Here is a 23,378-nt window from a genome sequence, read left to right as displayed (position 1 = left end):
TGGAGACATTCATGAAGACGATCGACCTATCCAGCGCCTCGGTGCGCGCACTCAACCAGTCCCTGCATGGCGATGTGCAGGACCGCGAATGGCGGGTGACCCACCCCGACGGCAAGCACAACCTGGCGGTGGGCATCAACGCCGCAGTGTCGGTGGATATCGAAGGCCACGCCGGCTATTACTGCGCCGGCATGAACCAGCAGGCCGCCGTTACCGTGCACGGCAATGTCGGGGTGGGCGTGGCCGAGAACATGATGTCCGGCTCGGTGCGGGTCAAGGGCAGCGCCTCCCAGGCTGCCGGCGCCACCGCCCATGGCGGGTTGCTGGTGATCGAGGGCGATGCCGGTGCGCGCTGCGGCATCTCGATGAAGGGCGTGGACATCGTGGTCGGCGGCAGCATCGGCCACATGAGCTGCTTCATGGGCCAGGCCGGCCGCCTGGTGGTGTGTGGCGACGCCGGCGATGCGCTGGGCGATTCGCTGTACGAGGTGCGCATCTACGTCAAGGGATCGGTGCAGTCGCTGGGGTCGGACTGCATCGAGAAAACGATGCGCGCCGAGCACCTGCAAGAGCTCCAGGCGCTGCTGAACAAGGCCGGCCTGGATCACCAGGCGGCCGATTTCAAACGCTACGGCTCGGCCCGCCAGCTGTACAACTTCACAGTCGACAACGCCTCCGCGTACTGATCCAGGAGCATTCCCATGAGCGAACAATTCCCCCCGGTACTGCGTGAGTCGGCCACCTTCGATCGCCTGACCATCCAGGAAATCCAGCGTGCCGCCGAAACCGGCATCTATGACATCCGCGGCGGCGGCACCAAGCGACGCGTGCCGCACTTCGACGACCTGTTGCTGCTCGGCGCCAGCGTCTCGCGCTACCCGCTGGAGGGCTACCGTGAAAAATGCGGCACCGACGTGGTGCTGGGCAATCGCTTCGCCAAGAAGCCGATCCACCTGAAGATCCCGGTGACCATCGCTGGCATGAGCTTCGGCGCGCTATCGGCCAACGCCAAGGAGGCCCTGGGCCGTGGCGCGACCATTGCCGGTACCAGCACCACCACCGGCGACGGCGGCATGACTCCGGAAGAACGCGGCCAGTCGCAGCACCTGGTGTATCAGTACCTGCCGTCACGCTATGGCATGAACCCCGATGACCTGCGCAAGGCCGACGCCATCGAGATCGTCCTCGGCCAGGGCGCCAAACCGGGCGGTGGCGGCATGCTGCTGGGCATGAAGGTCACCGAGCGCGTTGCCGGCATGCGCACCTTGCCGATTGGCGTCGACCAGCGCAGCGCCTGCCGCCACCCGGACTGGACCGGCCCTGACGACCTGGCGATCAAGATCGCCGAGATCCGCGAGATCACCGACTGGGAAAAACCGATCTACGTGAAGATCGGGGCCAGCCGCCCGTACTACGACGTCAAGCTGGCGGTGAAGGCCGGCGCCGACGTGATCGTGCTCGACGGCATGCAGGGCGGTACTGCGGCGACCCAGGAAGTGTTCATCGAACACGTTGGCATCCCGATTCTGCCGGCCATCCCGCAAGCGGTGCAGGCGCTGCAGGAGATGGGCATGCACCGCAAGGTGCAGCTGATCGTCTCCGGAGGCATCCGCAACGGTGCCGACGTGGCCAAGGCCATGGCCCTGGGCGCCGATGCCGTGGCCATCGGCACGGCGGCGCTGATCGCCCTGGGTGACAACCACCCGCGGCTGGACAGCGAGCTGAAGAAGATCGGCTCGGCCGCCGGCTTTTATGACGACTGGCAGAACGGCCGCGACCCGGCCGGCATCACCACCCAGGACCCGGAGCTGGCCAAGCGCCTGAACCCGGAAGAGGCCGGCCGGCGCCTGGCCAACTACCTGCGGGTGCTGGTGCTGGAGGCGCAGACCATGGCCCGCGCCTGCGGCAAGTCGCACCTGCACAACCTTGACCCCGAAGACCTGGTAGCGCTGACCGTCGAGGCCGCCGCCATGGCCCGGGTGCCGCTGGCCGGCACCGCCTGGGTGCCGGGCCAGGCCCAGTACTGATCCAGCCCGATACCGCCGGCCTTCGCGCCGGCGGTTTTCTTTTGCACAGGAGTGTCGCCATGAAGCTTGCCCTTGCTGTTGTGCTGTTCGCGATGACGCCGTTGGCCCACGCTGCCGAATCTGCTCTGGATACCGGCAACACCGCCTGGATGATCTGCGCCGCCATGTTCGTGCTGATGATGTGCATCCCGGGCCTGGCGCTGTTCTATGGCGGCATGGTGCGGGCCAAGAACTTCCTCTCGGTGTTCACCCAGCTGTTCGCCGTGGCCGGGGTGATCGGCATCCTCTGGGTACTGTTCGGCTATAGCCTGGTGGTCGATACCCGCGGCATGGTCGAAGGGCAGTTGACCTTCAACAGCTTCATCGGCGGCCTGGACAAGGCGCTGATGCTGAACATCGGTCACGACAGCCTGGTCGGCACCATCCCGGAAGGGGTATTCGCGGTGTTCCAGCTGACCTTCGCCATCATCACCCCGGCACTGATTGCCGGTGGTTTTGCCGAGCGCATGAAGTTCAGCGCGTCGCTGCTGTTCATGGCGGCCTGGTTCGTTCTGGTGTACGCGCCGATCGCCCATATGGTGTGGGGTGGGCCGGGGGCGTTGATGCTCAACTGGGGGGTGCTGGACTTTGCCGGCGGCACCGCAGTGCACATCAACTCCGGTGTCGCGGCATTGGCCGCCGCGTTGATGCTGGGCAAGCGCAAGGGTTACCCGCAGACCGCCATGCCGCCGCACAACCTTGGTTTTACCCTGGTGGGCGCGGGGCTATTGTGGGTCGGCTGGTTCGGCTTCAACGTAGGTTCCGGGCTTGCGGCCAACGAAGGGGCAGGGGTGGTGATGCTGGCGACCATGGTGGCGGCCTGTGCGGGGATTGTCGGTTGGTTGCTGACCGAGAAAGTCATGCATGGGCGGCCTACCGCCTTGGGCGCAGCATCCGGGGCGTTGGCCGGATTGGTCGGGATCACGCCGGCCTGTGCGTTTGTCGGGCCGTTGGGTGCGGTGATCATCGGCTTGCTGACCGGGGCGATCTGCTTTTTTGCCGTGACCCGTTTGAAGCAGGCGCTGGGGTATGACGACAGCCTGGATGTGTTCGGGCTGCATGGGGTTGGCGGGATAGTCGGGGCGGTGTTGACCGGGGTATTTGCCGCGCCGTCGTTGGGCGGGTATGTGGAGGGCGCTTCGCCGATCGGGCAGGCGCTGGTGCAGCTCAAGGGTGTGGCGTTTACCTTCGTTTATTGCTTCGTGGTGAGCTGGGCGATTCTTGGGGCCATCAAGCTGACCGTCGGGCTGCGGGCCAGTCGGGAAGAGGAAGAGCAGGGGTTGGACCTGGCTGAGCACAATGAGCGGGCTTATAACCTCTGACTGGTGTTTCGCCTGTGCCGGCCTCTCGCGGATAAATCCGCTCCTACAAGGATCGCATGTCCCTGTAGGAGCGGGTTTACCCGCGAAGAGGCTGGTGCAGGTAAATCAGTGACTCATGGCCAACTTGGCACTGGTCTGGCGACGGCGATAGGCACTGTCACGGCTGGCCAGCCACCAATACAACGGCGAGGTCACTGCCAAGCCTACCAACCACGACAGGTCAGCCCCGTTGATGTGCTCGGAGATCGGCCCGACGTACAGCGGTGTGTTCATGAACGGAATCTGCACCACGATACCCACCGCATAGGCAATCAGCGCCTGCGGGTTGTAACGGCCGTAGATACCGCCATCGACCTTGAAGATCGACTGGATGTCGTAGTCGCCCTTGTGGATCACATAGAAGTCGATCAGGTTGATCGCCGTCCACGGCACCAGCACCACCAGCAGCACCAGCACCATGTCGACGAAGTGGCCGATGAAGTCGGCCGAGGCGAACACCGCCACCACGCAGCAGGCCGCCAGGACGATCAGCGACAGCACCGCACGGCTCTTGGCGGTGGGGATCCAGCGGTAGGCGAAGGTCTGTACCAGGGTGATGATCGACAGCACTGCGCCATACAGGTTGAGGGCGTTGTGGCTGATCACGCTGAGCAGGAACAGCACCAGCATCACAGGGCCCAGGGTGCCGGTGGCGAGCTTGACGGCGTCCATGGTGTCTACGCCAGCCGGGATCGCCAGCACCGCCACCGCGCCGAAGATGAACGACAGGCTCGAACCCAGGGCCGCGCCCAGGTAGGTGGTCCAGAAGGTCGAACTGACTTTTACATCAGCCGGCAGGTAGCGCGAGTAGTCCGACACGTACGGCGCAAAGGCGATTTGCCACAGTGCCGCCAGCGATACGGTGGCCAGCCAGCCGGCCAGGTTGAAGCCGCCGCGGGTGAGGAAGTCGTCGCTCTGCACGTGGGTGAAGATGTAGCCAAAACCGACCACGATGCCGATGCCCAGCACCCAGGTGCCGATGCGGTTGAGCACGTGGATGAAGCGGTAGCCGATGATGCCGATGATGCCCGAACCCAGCGCACCGATGACGATGCCCACCGACACCGGTACGGCCTCGACCACGCCATGCAGCGACTTGCCGGCCAGGACGATGTTGGAGGCGAAGAAGCCGATGTACATCACCCCGGCGATCACCACCACCAGCAAGGCGCCGAGGGTGCCGAACTGGGCGCGGCTCTGGATCATCTGCGGGATGCCCATCTGCGGGCCCTGGGCCGAGTGCAGCGCCATCAGCACGCCGCCGACCAGGTGGCCGACCAGGATGGCGACGATGCCCCACACCAGGTTCAGGTGAAACAGCTGCACGCCCAGCGCGCCGGTGACGATGGGCAGCGGCGCGATGTTGCCGCCGAACCACAGTGTGAACAGATCCCTTACCTTTCCATGGCGGTCTTGCGGCGGTACATAGCCGATCGTGTGTTTTTCTATCAGGGGTGCCGAATTGGCTGCACTGGTCATGACTGACTCCAAGGCAAGGTGGGGCATCGGGTGCTGCCCGGGTGCGTGCCGGCGAAGGGCGACGCGTTCTTGTTGGAGCGATGATGCGGGGCGCGGGGATAACGAGAAATTAGTAAATATGTGCCCATAAACCTTAAAAAACCTAAGGCTGACAAAAGGTTAAGCGGTGGACGGTAGCAAGGAGGGTGCCAGTGGGCGGGAGGGCTTGGGGTAGAGGGGTTCGCTGCCCCCCAAGGCAGGGAGGGTGTGCTGCACTGGTGCGTCGTGCGCATTAACAGTGCAGGTTGAAAAGCTACATCGGCAGCAGCCGATCCTGGATGACCTCTTTCATTACCAGCGTCGAACTCAGCCGTTTCACATTGGGAATGCTGGTCAGCTGCTCGTCATACAGCTTCTGAAACGCGGGCAAGTCCTTGGCCACCACATGCAGCAGGTAATCCGGGTCGCCGAACAGCCGCTGGGCTTCGACGATCTGCGGTATCTCTGCCAGCGCCGCCTCGAAATCCGCCACCGGCTGGCGGGTCACCTCGCGCAGGGTCACGAACACCAGTGCGGCGAAGTTCAGCCCCAATGCGCTGGGTGCCAGGCGCGCGTGATAGCCCAGGATGGCACCGGATTCCTCCAGTGCCTTGAGCCGGCGATGGCAGGGCGACAGGCTGAGGCCGACGCGGTCGGCCAGCTCGGTCACCGAAAGGCGACCCTCTTTTTGCAGCTCGGCAAGGATCTTTCGGTCTGTTCTGTCCATCGAGAAGAATCTTCCAGTAACAATGGCTTCAGGGGAAATATACGGAAGAAAATCCCCCGGCGGAATCCGTAGGCTTTCTTCACCACCCAAACTGTGTGAAAGGAAGACTCAAGTGGCAATCAGCCTGCTGACGGCGTTCTGGGCCGTGTCGTTGCTGTTCGTGATCACCCCCGGTGCCGACTGGGCCTATGCCATCTCTGCGGGTATGCGCGGGCGCTGGGTGATGCCTGCGGTGGCGGGTATGTTGTCGGGGCACCTTCTGGCCACCCTGGTGGTGGCGGCAGGGGTAGGCAGCCTGCTGGCCGGCCACCCGCTGGCGATGACCCTGCTGACCCTGGCAGGCTGCACCTACCTGCTATGGTTGGGCGGCAACCTGTTACTGAGCCCCGCAACACCCGAGGCGGGGCAGGCCAGCGTGGGCGAATCGGGGTCGCGCTGGGCATTCAAGGGCTTTTGCGTGAGCGGGCTCAACCCGAAGGTGTTTCTGCTGTTCCTGGCCTTGCTGCCGCAATTCACCGACCCGCAGTCGAGCTGGCCGGTGCCGCTGCAGATCCTGTTGCTGGGGCTGGTGCACCTGTGCAGTTCGCTGGTGATCTACTCGCTGGTCGGCTACGGCGCCAAGGCTGTGCTGAGCAGCCGACCCGGTGCAGCCCGCTGGGTCGGGCGGGTGTCGGGCATGGCGATGGTTACGGTGGCGCTGGGGTTGATCGTTGGCCAGTTGCGCTGAACGCAGCGCCGCTGATCGTTCGTTGAAATTCAGCGGAACGAACTGCTGATCGCCGGTCTCCTATCCAGAGATGGATGGTGCCCGGGACTTCCCAGACATGAGATCGCTTCAGCAACACCCAACGCATACCCTGCAGGCGCCACCGAGCTTCCTGCTCAACGGCGGCAACGTTGGCAGCCTGCTACAGTCGATGGACTGGAGCGGCTCGCCGCTGGGGCCGCCACCGACCTGGTCGCCGCACCTGCAGGCGGTGATGGCCACGCTGCTGCCGGCCCAGGCGCAGTTCGTGCTGTTCTGGGGCGAGGCTTATGTGGCCCTGTACAACGATGCCTACGTCCCGACGATCGGCACCAAGCACCCGCAGGCCCTGGGTCGGCCAGGGCAGGAAAACTGGGCCGAGCTCTGGGATGACCTGGAGCCGCTGTTGCGCGGCGTGCGCGAGACGGGCGAGACCTTCTGGGCCAAGGACCGACCCTTTTATATAGAGCGCCGCGGGCTGGGTGAAACTGTCTACTTCGATGTGTCCTATTCCGCCGTGCGCGAGGCCGATGGCAGCGTCGGGGGTGTGCTGTGCCTGGTATCCGACACCACCGAGCGGGTACGTTTCCAGCAGCGCCAGGCATTCTTGCTGGAGCTGGGCCGGACGCTGCCGGGGTTGGGCGAGGCCGAGCGTATAGAGGCTTATGCGGTGCAGCGCCTGGCCCGCGAGCTGGGCGCCACACGCGTCTGTTTCGGCGAGGATCAGGGCGACGGCAGCGGCTTCCGGGTCGCCCATGAATGGGCCGACGGCGTGCCTTCGATGGTCGGTCAGCATGACTACGCCAGTTTCGGCACGTCACTGCGTGAGCAGTTGGAGGCGGGCCAGGTGGTGCAGCAGGCTTACGAGGCGCAACTCGATGGCTTGTGCGCCACGCTGCATGTTCCCGTGCTGCGCGCCGGGCGCCTGGAGGCGATGCTGGGTGTGCACTTTCATACGCCGCGTCAGTGTTTTGAAGACGAATGCCAGTTGATCGAAGAAACCGCCAAGCAAACCTGGGCCGCCATCACCCACGCCCGGGCCGAGCGGGCCTTGCACCTGCTCAACCAAAGCCTCGAGGACCGCGTGGTGGCGGCACTGGCCGAGCGCGAGGCCGCCATGCTGCAGCTGCACGAGGCGCACAAGCTGGAAATGATCGGGCAACTGACCGGAGGCATCGCCCACGACCTCAACAACATGCTGACGCCGATCATCGCTTCGTTCGAGCTGCTGCGCCGGCACCCGCAATCCGAGCGTGGACCGCGCCTGATCGAGGGTGGGCTGCAGGCGCCCGAGCGGGCGCGCAACCTGGTGGGGCGGTTGCTCAGTTTCGCCCGGCGCCAGACCCTCAAGCCGCAGGCGGTGTCGCTGGCGGCCTTGGTGGTGGACATGCGCGAGCTGATCGCCCGTTCACTGGGGCCAACCATCGCCGTGCACGTGCAGATAGACCCGGCACTGCCTGCGGTGGTGGCCGACCCTCACCAACTGGAACTGGCCTTGCTCAACCTGGTGGTCAATGCCCGTGATGCCATGCCCGACGGCGGCGCGCTGAACATCACTGCCGGGCTCGATACCGACAGCGGCCCGGCGCGGCCAGCGGGTATGGCTGCGGCGCGCCTGCTTTGGCTGCAGGTGCGTGACAGCGGCTGTGGCATGGATGAAGAGCAACTGCGCCGCTGCGTCGAGCCGTTCTACTCGACCAAGGGCGTGGGCAAGGGCACCGGCCTGGGCTTGCCGATGGTCCAGGGCCTGGCGTTGCAATCAGGCGGGGGCTTCGCGATCGACTCGACGCCGGGGCAGGGCACCAAGGCAACCTTGTGGTTGCCGGTCAGTGACGTGGCGGCGCCCGGCAGGGACACTGAGTTGCCCGAAGTGCCCCAGGCCGACAGGCCGTGCCGTGTACTGCTGGTGGATGATGAAGAGATCGTGCGCCATGCCACGGCTGCGCAATTGCGCGACCTGGGTTATGACGTGACCGAGGCTGGCAGTGCGGCGGCGGCGCTGCATCTAGTGGATCAGGGCTGGCTGCCGGATGTGCTGGTGACCGACCATGTCATGGCCGAGATGACGGGCGTGCGTTTTGCCCAGCAGATGCGCGAACGGCAGCCTGACATGCCGGTGCTGATCATTACCGGTTATGCCAACCTCACGCCGCGCGAGCTCAAGGGCTTTGAGGTATTGCGCAAGCCTTACCGGCAGGCGGAGTTGGCGCAGAGCGTGGCGCGCCTGGTGGCCAATCCGCGCTGATCAGTTGTCCAGCAACCCGCCCAGCATCTGGCACACCTGCTGCGCAGAATACGGCTTGGGCAGGAAGGCGAAACCCTGATGCCCGCCCTCGGCGATCGCTTCGCTGTAGCCCGAGGTCAGAATCACCGGCAGCTGCGGCCGCTGCTTGCGCAGTTCCCTGGCCAAGGCCAGGCCACCCATCCCCGGCATGAGGACGTCGGAGAACACCGCATCGAAATCGCCATTTGGCCCGTTAAGCTGGGCCAGTGCCTCTTCGGCCGAGCTGGCCAGGCTGATGTAATAGCCGTGGTCCTGGAGAATTTGCGAGGTAAAACTGCCGACATCGGGGTTATCCTCGACCACCAGGATCCGCCGCCGCCCGGCAACGGGCTGCGCTTGCGTGTTGTCATCGGCATTGCCCGACAGCTCTGTGGCCGGCGCGGGCTCCTGCGGCAGGTACAGGGTGAAGCTGGTGCCCTGGCCCTGGATGCTGCTGACCTTGACGTCGCCGCCCGACTGCTTGGCGAAACCGAACACCTGGGACAGGCCCAGGCCGGTGCCCTCGCCAGGCGCCTTGGTGGTGAAGAACGGGTCGAAGATGCGCTCCAGCAGCTCAGGGGCGATGCCGACGCCGCTGTCGGTCACCGAAATCGCGGCAAACAAGCCGGTTTGCCCGGGCATGTGCTGGTCGGCCAGCAGGCACATGCGCAGCGTACCTTCGCCGGCCATGGCGTCGCGGCCGTTGAGCATCAGGTTGATCACCGCCGTTTCCAGCTGGCTGAGGTCGGCGCGGATATGGCAGGGCGTTTGGGGCAGTTGCAGCTCCACCTGGACCCGTGCCCCCGTGGCAGTATCGAGCATGTCGGCCATGGCCTCCAGCCGTGGCCCTGCTTCGAACACCTGCGGGCTGAGGGCCTGGCGCCGGGCGAAGGCGAGCAACTGGCCAGTCAGCTTGGCGCCGCGGTCGACCGAGTCGGCGATGGTCTTGAGGTAGCGTTCGCGGCGCTTGTCATCGAGGTTGGGGCGCTGCAGAAAATGTAGCGACGAACGGATGATGGTCAGCAGGTTGTTGAAGTCGTGGGCCACGCCGCCGGTCAACTGGCCGATGGCTTCGAGCTTCTGGGTCTGGCGCAGCACGGCTTCGGTATAAAGCAGCTGGCTGGTGCGCTCTTCGACGCGGTGTTCGAGGGTGGCGTTGAGCGCTTCCAGTGTAGCCATGGCCTCACGCACTTCGGCACGGGCCTGGACCCGCTGGATATGCGCCCAGGAACGCTCGGTCACTTCGCTGATCAGCGCCAGTTCATACGGGGTCCATACGCGCGGCAGCTTGTCGTGGATGGCCATCAGTGCAGTCAGCCGGCCGCCTTTGATCAGTGGCATGCAGATGGTGGCAGTGATGCCGATGGCCTGGAAGGTGGCCGCCTCTTCAGGGGCCAGTTCACGCAGGTTATCGTTGATCACCAGGGCGAGGCCGCTGCGCAGGCGGCTCACCGCCAGGTGGCCGAAGTCGTGCAAGTGGTACTGGCCGACCAGGTGCGGGGAACCGGGCGCCACCGCGTCGCCGCAGATGGTGAAGCCGTCCTCGTCAGGCTCCATCACCGCGTAGGCGCAACTCGAAAGCTGCAGATGATCGAGCAGTTTACGCGTGCTGACGGCGAGGATCTGGTCCGGGTCGGAGGCGTCGCTCACGGCCCGGCCCAGTTCATCGAGGAAGTTCAGGCGCTGGTTGGCGACCACGTTGGCCGTGGTTTCGGTGACGGTGTCGAGCATGCCCAGCACGCTGCCATCATGGTCGCGGATCGGGCTGTAGCAGAACGTGAAGTAGGCGCGCTCCGGGCCACCGTTGCGGTCGATGGTCAGCGGGAAGTCCTGGATGTACACGGCTTCGCCGGCCATGGCGCGGTTGGCCATCATGCCGATGTCGGCCCAGGCTTCCTGCCACACCTCGCTGAAGGGCCTGCCCAGGGCCAGGGGCTTCTGCCCAAGGATCTCGGTGAATGCGTCGTTGTGCAGGGTGATCAGGGCCGGGCCCCAGAGAACGGCCTGCGGGAAGCGCGAGGCCAGGCACAAGGCCACGGTGGTTTTCAGGGCGTCGGGCCATTGAACGAGCGGCCCCAGGGGTGTGGCGGCCCAGTCGTGGTTGCGGATGAGCTCGGCCATCAGTCCGCCGCCGTCTAGCCATTTTGCCATGTGAACTGCCGGTCCTTCTGCGTAGGGCCTTAAGGGTGCACCGAGAATAGACGGTTGGCGAGCGCTTTGTGTCGGGCTGTGCAGGCTAGCGCATGAAGTGCACCTTGCCGGTGTCGTCATTGCCCATGTACATGCCATACACCCCGGCCTGGCGCTCGAGAATGTACCGTTCGAGGATCTGCCGGATCGCCGGGTAATAGATCTCTTCCCAGGGAATTTCCTCAGGTTCGAAGAACTTGTACGCCCGTGTCTCAGGCCCGTACTGCCCGGTCTCTTCGGTGACGATCGCGCGGAAGATGATATACACCTCGGAGATTCTAGGCACGCTGAAGATCGAGTACGGCGAGACGATGTCGGCGCGCACGCCGCTTTCTTCCCACACCTCGCGCAAGGCCGCCTGCTCGGTGGTCTCACCGGCCTCCATGAACCCGGCCGGCAAGGTCCAGGTGCCCGGGCGCGGCGGGATGGCGCGCTGGCACAGCAGGTACTTGCCTTCGCGTTCGATGATGCAGCCGGCGATGATCTTCGGGTTGATGTAGTGGATGTAGCCGCAACCGGTGCAGTGCAGGCGTTCGTGGGTGTCGCCTGTGGGAACGCCCCGGGCCAGTTCTGTGGTGCAGTGCGGGCAGTAGCGCGGGGCGTTGGGCATGCTCAGCGGCCTATGCGAGGTTCTATGCGGGGTTCCTTCAGGGCCAGGGGCTCGACCATGTCGCGCACCTTGGTGTTGTCGTCCTGCTTCTGGCGCAGGTACTCCAGGGCTACCTTGGCCGCGGCGCGCACGTGATCGACCGAGGCCTGGTGGGCCACCAGCGGGTCGCCGCCCTTGATCGCCTCGACGATCTTTTCCATTTCCCGGTTGCTGGCGCCGCGGCGGTTTTCCTGCGACACCGAGGTGGCGCGCAGGTAGCTGATGCGTGCCTGCAGCTGGCGCAGCTGCTGGGCTGCGACCTGGTTGCCAGAGCCTTCCAGGAGCACATCGTAGAAGCCTTGCACCGAGTCCAGCACCTGTTGCAGCTCACCTTCTTCCAGCGCTTCGCGGTTCACTTCCAGGGCGCGCTCCAGGGCACGGATGTCCTTGGCCTTGGCGTTGAGGGTGAACAGCTGCACGATCAGGCCTTCGAGTACGCAACGCAGCTCGTAGATGTCGCGGGCGTCTTCCAGGGTGATGATGGCCACGCGCGGGCCCTTGGCGTCGGCGAATTCCACCAGGCCTTCGGATTCCAGGTGGCGCAGGGCCTCACGCACCGAGGTGCGGCTGACGCCGAGGCGGTCGCAGAGGTCGCGCTCGACCAGGCGGTCGCCCGGCAGCAAGTGGAAGTTCATGATCGCGCCGCGCAGCTTGTCGAGCACGATTTCGCGCAGGGTAACGGGGTTGCGGTTGACCTTGAAGCTGTCGTCGAGGGGCTGGCGTTTCATCAAGTGCGCTCTGAATGAGGCTGCCCGGCCGCAACCGCAATAGCACCACGAACCAGCGGTGCTCCTTGCGTGGGTTCGAACAGCCCGCTGTTAACGGGTTGACTCCGCATCGGCTTCAGCGAACGCTTCGCGGGCCAGGCGGAAACTGTCCACCGCCGCGGGCACGCCGCAATAAATGCCGACCTGGAGCAGGATCTCGCGAATCTGTTCACGGCTCAGGCCATTACGCAAGGCGCCGCGAATGTGCAGCTTGAGCTCGTGGGGCCGGTTGAGCGCGGAAATCATGGCCAAGTTTATCATGCTGCGCTCTTTCAGCGAGAGGCCTTCGCGGCCCCAGACGTGGCCCCAGCAGTATTCGGTGACCAACTCCTGCAGCGGCTTGGTGAAGTCGTCGGCGTTCTGGATCGAGCGGTTGACGTACTCCTCGCCCAGCACCTGGGTGCGGATCTGCAGGCCTTTCTCGTACTTTTCGTTGCTCATGCGCAGTACTCCGGAATAAAACAGGGGCCGCTACCGAGGGTGAGACGATTAGCGCGGCCCCTAAAAATGGGGTGAAACGGGGGCCGCTGCGCGTCCCATCGCCGGCAAGCGCGGCTCCCACAGATACATCACAAAGCCAGAGTTCTGTGGAGCTCCTGTGGGAGCCGCGCTTGCCGGCGATGGGCTGCAAAGCAGCCCCGGCGGTATCAAGGTCAGCCCAAGGGCGGCAGGGCGCCCAGCTTGCCTTTGTGATAGACCATCGGCGTCACCGGCTCGGCCGGCAGCACCAGGTTCTTCACCGCGCCGACGATGATCGCGTGGTCACCGCCGTCGTATTCGCGCCACAGTTCGCACTCGATGATCGCCGTGGCCTTAGTCAGCAGCGGGTTGCCCAGTTCGCTCAACTGCCACTCGACGCCCTTGGCCTTGTCCTTGCCCTTGCCGGCAAAGGCATAGGCCTCGGCGGTCTGGTCGGCGGACAGCAGGTGAATGGCAAACTGCTTGCTGTCACGCAGGATCGGGTAGGTGTCCGATGCGTAGTTGGGGCAGAACAGCACCAGCGCCGGCTCGATCGACAGTGCGCTGAACGCGCTGGCGGTGATGCCGACGATGCCGCCGTCGGCGTCCAGGGTGGTAACCACGGTCACGCCGGACGGGAATGAGCCCATCACGTCTTTGTAGATGCCTGGTTCGATCATCTCGTGCTACCTCTTAGCGCATCACAAACGGGTCGGGCATCGGCGCGGTGGACAGGTTGATCCACACGGTCTTCAGCTCGGTATAGGCCAGCACCGAATCGATGCCGCTCTCGCGGCCGTAGCCGCTGTTCTTGAAGCCACCGATCGGCGCCATGGCCGACACGGCGCGGTAGGTGTTGACCCAGATGATCCCAGAACGCACGTCGCGGGCCAGGCGATGGGCACGGCCCAGGTCGCGGGTCCAGATGCCGGCGGCCAGGCCGAACTGTGAGTCGTTGGCCATTGCCAGGGCTTCTTCCTCGGTCTTGAAGCGGATCACTGCGGCGACCGGGCCGAATACCTCTTCCTGCATGATGGTCATCGAGTTGCTGTCGCACTCGAACAGGGTTGGCTCGTAGAACCAGCCTTCACCTTCGACCTCGGCACGCTTGCCGCCCATGTGCAGCTTGGCGCCTTCGGCCTTGGCCGCAGCGACCAGGCCTTCGACCACGGCCAGTTGCTGCGCAGTGGCCATCGGGCCCATTTCGCTGGCGTCGTCCTGCGGGTTGCCGATGCGGATGCGCTTGGCGCGGGCAATCAGGCGCTCGACGAACGCGTCGAAGATCTCGTCCTGTACCAGCAGGCGCGAGCCGGCCACGCAGCTCTGGCCGGAGGCGGCATAGATGCCGGCCACGGCGCCGTTGATGGCGCTGTCCAGGTCAGCGTCGGCGAAGATGATGTTCGGCGACTTGCCGCCCAGCTCCAGCGACAGCTTGGCGAAGTTCTCGGCGCTGCTGCGCACCACGTGGCGGGCCGTGGCGGCGCCGCCGGTGAAAGCAATTTTGCGCACCAGCGGGTGGCGGGTCAGCGCCGCGCCGGTGCTTGGGCCGTAGCCGGTGACCACGTTGACCACCCCGGGCGGAAAGCCGGCTTCCAGGGCCAGGCGAGCCAGCTCGAGGATGGTCGCCGAGGCGTGCTCGGACGGTTTCAGCACGATGGTGTTGCCGGCAGCCAGGGCCGGGGCCAGCTTGATCGCGGTCAGGTACAGCGGGCTGTTCCACGGGATGATCCCGGCCACCACGCCGATCGGCTCGTGCACGGTGTAGGCAAACAGGTCCGGCTTGTCCAGCGGCAGGGTGCCGCCTTCGAGCTTGTCGGCCAGGCCCGCGGTGTAGTGGAAGAACTCCGGCAGGTAACCGACCTGGCCGCGGGTTTCGCGGATCAGCTTGCCGTTGTCACGGCTTTCCAGCTGGGCCAGGTGTTCCTTGTTCTCGGTGATCAGGTCACCCAGGCGACGCAGCAGCTTGCCGCGCGCGGTGGCGGTGATGCTGCGCCACGCTTTGCTGTCGAAGGCGCGCTGGGCGGCCTGTACGGCCAGCTCGACATCGGCTTCGTCGGCGTCGGGCAGTTGCGCCCAGGCCTGGGCAGTGGCCGGGTTGAGGCTGTCGAAGGTCTTGCCGCTCTGGGCATCGAGCCATTGGCCGTCGATGCACATCTGGAAACGAACGAGGGTCATGCAACAATCCCCTTGGCGGATTCGGTGAGGGTGCGGGCTTGGGCGAGGAAGTCCAGGAGCATCTTGTTGACTTCACGCGGTGCTTCCACCGGCATCATATGCCGTTGCTCGGCGAGGACCACGCTTTGCGCGCCAGGAATGCTGGCAGCGAGCTGGCGGGCCATGGCCGGGGTGGAGCCCGAGTCGAGTTCGCCGGTGGCAATCAGCGTCGGCACCTGGATGCTGCCCAGGTCGCCTGCACGGTACTTGTCCTGAGTGGCGAACAGCGAATAGGTGGTGTGGTAGCCCTGCGGGTCGTTGCTCGCCAGCACTTGGCGGATGGCGGCGACCTGCGCCGGGTTGGCAGCTTTGTATTCACGGCTGAACCAGCGGTCGAGGGCGGCGTCGACGTTGGCGTCGGGGCCGAGCTCCGCAGCCTGGGCGGCGCGGGCGATGACGCCGGCACTCTGCTCGGGGGTGCGGTTGAACACGCTGTTGAGCACTACCAGTGCAGCCAGGCGCTGCGGGTAGTTGAGGGCAAAGGCACGGGCGACCAGGCCACCCATGGAGAAGCCGATCACAGTGGCTTGCTGGATTTGCAGGTGGTCGAGCAGTTCGGCGAGCTGGTCGGCATAGCCTTCCAGCGGGGTGTCTGCAGCCGGTACGCGGCTCTGGCCGTGGCCGAGCATGTCGTAGGTGATGACGCGGTAGTCATTGGCCAGGCCAACGATCTGACCGCCCCACATTTCCTTGTTCAGGCCCACGCCGTGGATCAATACCACGGGTTGGCCCTGGCCGACGGACAGGTAGCTGGTGCCGGCAGGTGTACGTTCAGCGACAGGCTGAATCATGGAGGGCGCTCCTTGAAGGTCGGGCGCGGCGGGTAAACACGCCACGCCCCGGCCCGTCTTGGTTGTTGTTATTGAGCGTTGGCTTTTTCGGCAGCCAGTTCTTCCAGGTCGATGTAACGGTTGCCGATGCGCGGGTGCAGGCGGCCGCCGTCGGCTGCGCCCAGGACCACGACGATTTCATCGGCGCGCGGGGCGTCTTCAATCTGCATTTCCAGGGTGATGTAGTGCGAACGCAGGCCTTCGTCGTCCTTCTGCATCATCGGGATCTGGATCGAGGTGCCTGGGCCGCCACGCTTGTTGGTGAAGCTCAGGTAGCTCTTGGCCTGTACCGCTTCGCGGTAGTGATTGCCGAAGCGCAGGGTGTGGATCACCGCCGAGGCGTGCTCGATCTCGCCGTCGGCGCCGACGACTGCAGCTTTGCCGTAGGCCTCGATCTTGTCGGCACCGCCGATGGCAGCGGTCAGGCGCTCGACCATCAGTGCACCCAGCTCCGAGCAGTTGGCGCGGATTTCTGGCTTCAGATCTTCAACAAAACCGCGACCTGCCCATGGGTTCTTGATCACGACGGCCAGGCCGACCATGGTCACCGGCTTGTCGGTGGCCTTGCCGCCTTCGATACGGGTCTCTTCGGAGTAGGTGACGATCTTGCGGATTTCGAAACTCATGGGTGGCTCCTAGTGAGGGTTATCAGCTCTTGTTGTCTGATGGTATACCATAATATTTGTTGTGCAAGAGGTGGCTGAAAATTTCTCTCGCGGGGGGACGAAAGGTGGGCGTACACCCAAAAAAAAGCCCGCTCCCGCGGGCCACGGGGGGGCCACGGGAGCGGGCGCGTCCCGCAATGTCTCAGGCAATGGGAATTCAGGCGAAGGCCGGTACCACTTCCTTGATGAACAGCTCGAGCGACTTCTTCTTCTCGGCGTGTGGCAGGCTGTTGTCGCACCAGAAGCTGAACTCGTCGACACCCAGTTCCTGGTAGTACTTGATACGGGCGATGATCTCTTCCGGGGTGCCGATCATGGTGTTCTTGCGGATGTTCTCCAGTTGGAACGCCGGCACTTCGGCAAACTTCGACTCCGGGCTCGGCTCAAGGAAGCCGTTGACTGGGGTGGTCTTGTTGCCGAACCAGGCATCGAAGGTGCGGTAGAAGCGCGAGATGGCCTGGGCGCCGACCTTCCAGCCTTCCGGCTCCGACGGGCTGTGCACGTGGGTGTGGCGCAGCACCATCAGTTGTGGGCGCGGCACTTCAGGGTTGTTGTCGCAGGCAGCCTGGAACTTGTTCTTCAGGTCCAGCACTTCTTCGTCGCCCTTCATCAGCGGGGTGACCATCACGTTGCAGCCGTTGGCCACGGCGAAGTTGTGCGAGTCCGGGTCGCGGGCAGCGATCCACATCGGCGGGGTGGCGTTGAACGGCTTCGGTACGCTGGTGGAGGTGGGGAACTTGTAGACTTCGCCGTCATGGGCGTAGTCGCCTTCCCACAGCTTGCGCACCACCGGGACCATTTCGCGCAGGGCCTTGCCGCCGTCGGTGGCCGGCATGCCGTTGGCCATGCGGTCGAATTCGAACTGGTAGGCGCCACGGGCCAGGCCCACTTCCATGCGGCCGTTGCTGATCACGTCGAGCAGGGCGCATTCGCCAGCGACGCGGATCGGGTTCCAGAACGGTGCGATGATGGTGCCAGCACCCAGGCGGATCTTCTCGGTGCGTGCAGCCAGGTAGGCCAGCAGCGGCATCGGGCTGGGCGAGATGGTGTATTCCATGGCGTGGTGTTCGCCGATCCACACGGTGCTGAAACCGCCGTGCTCGGCCATCAGGGTCAGTTCGGTCAGGTCTTCGAACAGCTGGCGGTGGCTGACCTGTTCATCCCAACGTTCCATGTGCACGAACAACGAAAATTTCATGGGGCTTTCCTCAACGCTTGAAAGTGTCTGGCGCCGGGCAGGGGAGGCGCCAGGTGTCTCGATTCAGAATAGGCTTCAGGCAAATGCCGGCAGGCTGGCCATCTTGCCGCGGCAGTAGACCATGGGGCGTGGGGCTTCTTCAGGGACGATCAGGTTGTGTACCTTGCCGACCATGATGGCGTGGTCGCCACCTTCATACTCGCGCCACAGTTCGCATTCGATGACGGCGGTGGCGCCGGCCAGGATCGGGTTGCCCAGTTCGCTCAGGGTCCACTCGATGCCGGTGGCCTTGTCTTTGCCTTTCTTGGCGAACGCGTAGGCTTCGGCCTGCTGTTCACCCGAAAGCAGGTGTATGGCGAAGCGCTTGTTCTTGATCAGCACAGGGTAGGAGTCTGAGGTGTAGTTGGGGCAGAACAGCACCAGCGGCGGGTCCATCGACAGGGAGGAGAAGGCGCTGGCGGTCAGGCCGACGACCGAACCGTCGTCGTCCAGGGTGGTGATGACGGTAACGCCGGACGGGAAGGATCCTAAGACGTTCTTGTAGACGGTTGCGTCGATCATCGGGTGTACCTCTAAGGAGCTGCGGTGGACCGCGGTTTTTATCGTTGATGTGTCTGATGGTATACCGTAATACCTATTTTGCAAGCGGAATTTTCGGCCGCGGTTTTTCACGATGAACGGCTCAAGGCCACGGAAAACGTGGTCTTGAGCGGTGAGGCGGTTTGTCGCAGGGGTTGCGCGAGCAGATCAGCGGGCGCTTTTTAGTGCGGATCAGTGTTGTCAAAAGTTTGGAATACCATAATATGGTCCGCAGCAGAGACGCCGCCTAGATGCGGTTTCCTTACAAAGATAAAAACGACCTGTCGAGCTGAAACCTATGTCCCAACCGTCGTCGCAACACCAGTTTGTCGAAAATCACACGGTCGATTACGTTCCACCTGCCGAGCGCCATGGGAAGGCGCGCGACCTGTTTACCCTCTGGTTCAGTACCAACATCGCGCCACTGCCTATCGTCACCGGCGCCATGGTGGTCCAGGTGTTCCACCTGAACCTGCTGTGGGGGCTGGTCGCAATCGTGCTGGGCCATCTGATCGGGGGCGTGTTCATCGCCCTGGCCTCTGCGCAGGGACCGCAGCTGGGCATTCCGCAGATGGTGCAGAGCCGTGGCCAGTTTGGCCGCTACGGCGCCTTGCTGATCGTGTTCTTCACCGCGCTGATCTATGTCGGCTTCTTTATCTCCAACATCGTCCTGGCGGGCAAGACCATCCACGGCATCGCCCCGAGCGTGCCGATGCCGGGCGCGATCGTGATCGGTGCCCTGAGCGCCACCGCCATCGGCGTGATCGGCTACCGCTTCATCCACATCCTCAACCGCATCGGTACTTGGGTGATGGGGTCGGCGTTGTTGGCCGGTTTCATCATGATGTTCGTCCAGGAGCTGCCGGCCGACTTCTTCAACCGTGGCGCGTTCAACCTCTCCGGCTTCATCGCCACGGTGTCGCTGGGCATCATCTGGCAGATCAGCTTCTCGCCGTACACCTCCGACTACTCGCGCTACCTGCCCCGTGAAGTGGGCATCGCCAAGCCGTTCTGGGCAACCTACTTCGGCGCCACCCTGGGCACCATCCTGTGCTTCAGCTTTGGTGCCATCGCGGTGCTGTGCGTGCCGGAAGGCACCGACGCGATGGATGCGGTCAAGCAGGCCACCGGCTGGCTGGGCCCGATCCTGATGGTGCTGTTCCTGCTCAACATCATCAGCCACAACGCCCTCAACCTGTATGGCGCTGTGCTGTCGATCGTCACTGCGATCCAGACCTTCATTGCCGAGTGGACGCCGAGCATCAAGGTACGGGTGATCCTGGCTACGGTGATCCTGGTGGGCTGCGCCATGGTGGCGCTGAATGCGTCGACGGGCTTCATCGGCCAGTTCATCGGCCTGATCCTGGCGCTGCTGCTGGTGCTGGTGCCGTGGGCTTCGATCAACCTGATCGACTTCTACCTGATCAAGAAGGGCCAGTACGACATCGCGTCGATCTTCCGCGCGGACGGCGGCATCTATGGCCGCTTCAACCACCACGCGATCGTTGCCTATGCCTGCGGCATCCTGGTGCAGCTGCCGTTTGCCAACACTTCGCTGTATGTGGGCCCGTACTCCAACATCGTCGAAGGGGCTGACCTTTCGTGGCTGTTCGGCCTGCTGGTGACGGTGCCGCTGTACTACTGCCTGGCAACGCGCGGCAAGGCCGCCGAGAAGGCGGGGCGCGTGGTAAGCGTCAACGACTGACCGCCTGCTGTTAAGGGGCCGGGGGCTGCTTTGCAGCCCTTTCAGCCTTCGCTCAGTGCCCCGACCACCTGCTCGACACTGGCCTTGAGCCCCGCCAGTGCATCTTCAGGGTCACTCTCCACCACCACCAGTTTTGCCCCGGCCGCCTCGATTACCGCGGTCAGCGCCGCATCTGGCTGGCGATGGTCCAGCACCAGCGCCACATCCTGCCCCTCGAGCTGCTCACCCAGCGCCTTCAGCGCCGCCTTATCCCACTTGCCATCCTCCGGCAACGGCTGCTCCACCACATCCAGGTTCAAACCGCTGGCCAGGTACCCCAGGCGCTCGGACAGGCTGACCACACTCAGGTTGTCGACCTTGGCCAACTGCGTCTGGCTGCGGGCGGTCAGCTCCAGCAGCTGGCGCTTGAGCCCCGCCAGGTTGCCCTGGATCCTGTCTTTATCGGCCGGCGCCAGGCGCTCCAGATCATTGGCCAGCACATCTGCCATGCGCCCCAGGTTGGTCGGGTTCAGCCAGGGGTAAGCGGCATAGGCGTCGTCACCGCTCACGGCGATGCCCGGCAGCGCGCCATCCACTGGCCGCGCCGCGTCGATCTCGACGATACGGATATTGCTGCGCCGCGCCATCGGGTACAGCGGGTCGTCACGCCAGATCGAGCGCACGCCGATCACCGCGTCGGCCTGCTGCGCGGCCTTGGCCAGTGCCGCGCCGCCACGGCTGCTGAAGTACGACGGCTGGCGGCTGGCCGGCAGGTTGGCCGGTGCGGCGCGCTTGAGCTGCACGGCGGTGCCGTCGAGCAGGGCGCTGGCCAGGCTGTGGGTCACGGGCAGGGTGGTCAGCACTTGCGTGGCCGAGGCGAGCGTAGGCAGGCCAACGAGGGCGATGGCCAGGGTCAGGTGTTTCAGGTTCATGCCGGGTTTCCTTGCAGGCGTGGAACGAGGGCGCGGGCGAGCGCGGCGAGGGCGAAACAGATGCCGGCGACCAGGATGATCGCCGCGCCCGAGGGCACCGGCAGGTCGAGGACGATCGGCAGGAGGATGCCAAGCAGCGTGCTCAGGGTGGCGATCAGCACCGAAACGAAGAAAAACCCCTTCAATGACTGGCTGACCAGGCGCGCCGCCGCCGCCGGGATCACCAGCAAGGCACCCACCAGGATTGCCCCGATCACCTTCACCGAGGCGACCGTGACCAGGGTCACCAGCACCACGAACAGGTAGTCCAGGGTCTTTACCGCCACCCCACGCACCGCCGCCAGCTGCGGGTTGAAGCTGGCCAGCATGATGCGGTTGTAAAGCGGCAGCGCCAGGGCCAGCACCAGCACCGCGACGATGCCCAGCACCATTAGGTCCTGGCCGCTGACGGTCAGCACCGAGCCGAACAGCACGTTCTCGAGAATGTGCACGTTGATCTTGCCGGCCAGCATCAGCAGCAGGCTGGCGCCGAGGGCCAGCGACACCGAAAGGAACACGCCGATCAGCGTGTCCGGCGACAGCCCGGTGCGGTTACGCAGGAAATTGAGCAGGATGCCGAACAGCAGGCAGTAGCCGAACAGGCTGCCATAGGGGCCGGTATACGGCTCGCCGAGCAGGATGCCGATGGCGACCCCGGTGAGCGCGGCATGGCCGACCGCCTCGGAGAAGAAGGCAAAGCGCTTGACCACCACCAGGGTGCCGAGACCACCCAGCACCGGGCCGATCATCAGGCCGGCCAGCAAGGCATTGATCACGAAACCGTAGGCCAGCGCCTGCGGCAGGTAGCCAGCGCCGGCCCATGCCTGGATCAGCTGGCGGAATGCTTCAAAGCTCATCAGACAAGGCGCTCGCTGCGTGGGTGGACGGAGAACAGGCTGAGCAGGCGCTGCGGGGTCAGGGCCTGGGCGGGCGGGGCGTCGAACAGCACCTGGCGGCTCAGGCCGGTGACCCGGTCGGCCAGGCGCAGCACGGCTTGCAGGTCGTGTTCGATCCACAGCACGGTGGTGCCGGCCTGGCGCCAGCCTTGCAGCAGCTGTTCGAACACCTGGATACCGGCTTCGTCGAGCGCCGACATCGGCTCGTCGAGCACCAGCAGTTGCGGTTCGGGAATCAAGCCCTGGGCCAACAGCACCCGCTGGCGTTCACCGCCAGACAGCGCGCCCATGCGCCGCTTGCGCTTGTCGAGCATGCCGACCCGTGCCAACGCCGCATCGATCGCTGGCCGCACCCGGCGTGAAAGGCCTAGGAACGCCGGGCGCCGCTGGCACATGGCGGCCATGAAGTCGTCGACGGTCATCGGCAACCCGCGGTCGAACTCCAGTGCTTGCGGCACATAGCCGATCACCTGCTGCGCGCCGGGCCAGTGCAGGCTCAGCAGGCCCTGGTGCGGCATCTGCCCGAGCAGGGTCTTGATCAGCGAACTCTTGCCGCCGCCATTGGGGCCGACGATGGCATGCACACTGCCGGCGGCCACGCTGAACTGCACCTGTTCGAGGATGCGCGTGCGGCCCAGGGTCAGGTCGATGCCGGCGAACTCGATGCGCGGCCCGCCGGGCGCCGTGAGGTTGGCAGCGGCGGTCATGCGCGGTTCTCCTGGATGGCGCGGACCACGGTGTCGAGGTTGCGCTTCATCTCCACTTCGTACTTGTCCTTGGTGTAGTCGCCGTAGGAAATGTGCGTCAGCGGGTACAGACGCACGCCGGACTCACGCTGGATGGTCTCCACATAGGCCGAGGGGAAGTCCATTTCCGAGAAGATCACTTTCACGTCCAGCGCCTTGAGCTGGTCGATGGTCTTTTTCAGCTGCGCCGGGCTCGGTTCGATGCCGTGGGCGGGTTCGACCACCGCCGTCACTTCCAAGCCAAAGTCGCGCACCAGGTAGTCGTAGGCGGCATGGATGGTGGCCACGCGGAAGGTGGCCGCAGGCGCTTCGGTCACCTTGGCCAGGGCATCGGCCCGCAAGGCCCGCAGGCGCTTGGCGTAGGCGCGGGCGTTCTGCGTGTAGAACCTGGCGTTGTCCGGGTCGAGCTTGCCCAGCTCGCGGGCGATGTTGTTGACCTGGGCGATGGTGGTGCTGATCGACAGGAAGGTGTGCGGGTTGACCACCTTGCCGGCGCCGCGGGCGGCAATGCCGGTGGCTGCCAGTAACGGGACGTTCTGGTTGGCTTCGATGGTCTTGATTTCGGGCTTTTCGCTGGCGGCGATCATGCGGTCGGCAAAGTCGTCATGGCCGACGCCGTTGAGCACCACCACGTCGAGCGTGCCGATGCGCTTGATGTCTTCGGCGCGGGGTTCATAGGCATGGGGGTTGAAGCCTGCCGGAATCAGCGGCACCACCTCGGCCTTGTCGCCGACGATATTGCTCACGTAGCTGTAGTAAGGGTGCAGGGTGATGCCGATGCGCAGGGGCTTGCCGGTGTCGGCCAGGGTCAGCGCCGGCAGGGCGCAGGCCAGGAGCAGGGCGAAGGCTTTGCGAAGCATGGAGGAGTCCT

Annotated in this window: 22 protein-coding genes; 6 read left to right on the top strand and 16 right to left on the bottom strand. The window is 64.7% G+C overall.

Going from position 1 to position 23,378, the window contains the following annotated elements; all coding sequences use genetic code 11:
• The first annotated feature begins 11 nt into the window (after window positions 1–11).
• From APH28_RS26265 to APH28_RS26255, 3 genes are read left to right on the top strand one after another with little or no spacing between them, the layout of a single operon-like run.
• Window positions 12–686: a protein glxC gene (locus tag APH28_RS26265; protein ID WP_060513335.1), complete on the top strand. Its 675-nt coding sequence runs from the start codon at window positions 12–14 to the stop codon at window positions 684–686.
• A 15-nt stretch (window positions 687–701) separates the two neighbouring features.
• Window positions 702–2,027: an FMN-binding glutamate synthase family protein gene (locus APH28_RS26260; protein ID WP_016715698.1), complete on the top strand. Its 1,326-nt coding sequence runs from the start codon at window positions 702–704 to the stop codon at window positions 2,025–2,027.
• A gap of 59 nt (window positions 2,028–2,086) precedes the next feature.
• Window positions 2,087–3,388: an ammonium transporter gene (locus tag APH28_RS26255; RefSeq protein ID WP_060513334.1), complete on the top strand. Its 1,302-nt coding sequence runs from the start codon at window positions 2,087–2,089 to the stop codon at window positions 3,386–3,388.
• Between the two features lie 105 nt (window positions 3,389–3,493).
• On the opposite strand, the gene APH28_RS26250 is transcribed toward APH28_RS26255, so the two are convergent.
• The gene (locus APH28_RS26250; protein WP_060513333.1) at window positions 3,494–4,906 is read right to left on the bottom strand and encodes a cytosine permease; all 1,413 of its coding nucleotides are present in this window, start codon (window positions 4,904–4,906) and stop codon (window positions 3,494–3,496) included.
• A gap of 292 nt (window positions 4,907–5,198) precedes the next feature.
• Window positions 5,199–5,651, bottom strand: a complete 453-nt coding sequence (locus tag APH28_RS26245) for an Lrp/AsnC family transcriptional regulator (protein WP_060513332.1) — start codon at window positions 5,649–5,651, stop codon at window positions 5,199–5,201.
• Window positions 5,652–5,763: 112 nt separating this feature from the next.
• Here APH28_RS26245 and APH28_RS26240 point away from each other — a divergent pair, with 112 nt between their 5' ends.
• Both APH28_RS26240 and APH28_RS26235 read left to right on the top strand, forming a co-directional pair.
• Window positions 5,764–6,378: a LysE family translocator gene (locus APH28_RS26240; protein ID WP_060513331.1), complete on the top strand. Its 615-nt coding sequence runs from the start codon at window positions 5,764–5,766 to the stop codon at window positions 6,376–6,378.
• 97 nt (window positions 6,379–6,475) lie between these two features.
• Window positions 6,476–8,641, top strand: coding sequence for a response regulator (locus APH28_RS26235; RefSeq protein WP_060513330.1), 2,166 nt, complete (start codon window positions 6,476–6,478; stop codon window positions 8,639–8,641).
• Here APH28_RS26235 and APH28_RS26230 read toward each other — a convergent pair whose 3' ends face one another.
• From APH28_RS26230 to APH28_RS26185, 10 genes are all read right to left on the bottom strand, one after another.
• The gene (locus APH28_RS26230) at window positions 8,642–10,810 is read right to left on the bottom strand and encodes an ATP-binding protein (protein ID WP_060513329.1); all 2,169 of its coding nucleotides are present in this window, start codon (window positions 10,808–10,810) and stop codon (window positions 8,642–8,644) included.
• A gap of 85 nt (window positions 10,811–10,895) precedes the next feature.
• Window positions 10,896–11,459: an NUDIX domain-containing protein gene (locus APH28_RS26225; RefSeq protein WP_060513328.1), complete on the bottom strand. Its 564-nt coding sequence runs from the start codon at window positions 11,457–11,459 to the stop codon at window positions 10,896–10,898.
• A 2-nt stretch (window positions 11,460–11,461) separates the two neighbouring features.
• Window positions 11,462–12,226: a GntR family transcriptional regulator gene (locus APH28_RS26220; RefSeq protein ID WP_060513327.1), complete on the bottom strand. Its 765-nt coding sequence runs from the start codon at window positions 12,224–12,226 to the stop codon at window positions 11,462–11,464.
• A gap of 90 nt (window positions 12,227–12,316) precedes the next feature.
• Window positions 12,317–12,706 carry a carboxymuconolactone decarboxylase family protein gene (locus APH28_RS26215; RefSeq protein WP_060513326.1) on the bottom strand — a complete coding sequence of 130 codons (390 nt, stop codon included), beginning with the start codon at window positions 12,704–12,706 and terminating at the stop codon, window positions 12,317–12,319.
• 212 nt (window positions 12,707–12,918) lie between these two features.
• Complete coding sequence (locus APH28_RS26210; protein WP_060513325.1) at window positions 12,919–13,404, bottom strand: flavin reductase family protein; 486 nt, start codon at window positions 13,402–13,404, stop codon at window positions 12,919–12,921.
• 13 nt (window positions 13,405–13,417) lie between these two features.
• Window positions 13,418–14,899 (bottom strand): aldehyde dehydrogenase, encoded by a 1,482-nt coding sequence (locus APH28_RS26205; protein ID WP_060513324.1) that lies wholly within the window; start codon window positions 14,897–14,899, stop codon window positions 13,418–13,420.
• Complete coding sequence (locus APH28_RS26200) at window positions 14,896–15,729, bottom strand: alpha/beta fold hydrolase (RefSeq protein WP_060513323.1); 834 nt, start codon at window positions 15,727–15,729, stop codon at window positions 14,896–14,898. The genes APH28_RS26205 and APH28_RS26200 overlap by 4 nt, the downstream gene beginning before the upstream one ends.
• 68 nt (window positions 15,730–15,797) lie before the next feature.
• Entirely contained in the window at window positions 15,798–16,394 is a 597-nt protein-coding gene (locus APH28_RS26195; RefSeq protein WP_003256068.1) for an amino acid synthesis family protein, read from the bottom strand.
• 196 nt (window positions 16,395–16,590) lie between these two features.
• A complete protein-coding gene (locus APH28_RS26190; RefSeq protein ID WP_060513322.1) occupies window positions 16,591–17,631 on the bottom strand; it encodes an LLM class flavin-dependent oxidoreductase in 1,041 nt (346 codons plus the stop codon).
• 75 nt (window positions 17,632–17,706) lie between these two features.
• A complete protein-coding gene (locus APH28_RS26185) occupies window positions 17,707–18,192 on the bottom strand; it encodes a flavin reductase family protein (RefSeq protein WP_060513321.1) in 486 nt (161 codons plus the stop codon).
• 316 nt (window positions 18,193–18,508) lie between these two features.
• Between APH28_RS26185 and APH28_RS26180 the strand changes: the two genes are divergently transcribed.
• A complete protein-coding gene (locus APH28_RS26180; RefSeq protein ID WP_060513320.1) occupies window positions 18,509–19,915 on the top strand; it encodes a cytosine permease in 1,407 nt (468 codons plus the stop codon).
• Between the two features lie 41 nt (window positions 19,916–19,956).
• On the opposite strand, the gene APH28_RS26175 is transcribed toward APH28_RS26180, so the two are convergent.
• Genes APH28_RS26175 through APH28_RS26160 form a run of 4 tightly spaced genes read right to left on the bottom strand, consistent with a single transcriptional unit; the run spans window position 19,957 to window position 23,367 of the window.
• Window positions 19,957–20,826 carry a metal ABC transporter solute-binding protein, Zn/Mn family gene (locus APH28_RS26175; protein WP_060513319.1) on the bottom strand — a complete coding sequence of 290 codons (870 nt, stop codon included), beginning with the start codon at window positions 20,824–20,826 and terminating at the stop codon, window positions 19,957–19,959.
• A complete protein-coding gene (locus tag APH28_RS26170; RefSeq protein ID WP_060513318.1) occupies window positions 20,823–21,722 on the bottom strand; it encodes a metal ABC transporter permease in 900 nt (299 codons plus the stop codon). Before APH28_RS26170 ends, APH28_RS26175 begins: the two co-directional genes overlap by 4 nt.
• Window positions 21,722–22,468: a metal ABC transporter ATP-binding protein gene (locus APH28_RS26165; RefSeq protein ID WP_060513317.1), complete on the bottom strand. Its 747-nt coding sequence runs from the start codon at window positions 22,466–22,468 to the stop codon at window positions 21,722–21,724. Before APH28_RS26165 ends, APH28_RS26170 begins: the two co-directional genes overlap by 1 nt.
• Entirely contained in the window at window positions 22,465–23,367 is a 903-nt protein-coding gene (locus tag APH28_RS26160; protein WP_060513316.1) for a metal ABC transporter substrate-binding protein, read from the bottom strand. The genes APH28_RS26165 and APH28_RS26160 overlap by 4 nt, the downstream gene beginning before the upstream one ends.
• Between the last annotated feature and the right edge of the window lie 11 nt (window positions 23,368–23,378).

This window comes from Pseudomonas sp. NBRC 111124, from assembly GCF_001320245.1.
Lineage (GTDB): Bacteria > Pseudomonadota > Gammaproteobacteria > Pseudomonadales > Pseudomonadaceae > Aquipseudomonas.
This window is presented reverse-complemented; position numbering and strand designations above follow the sequence as displayed.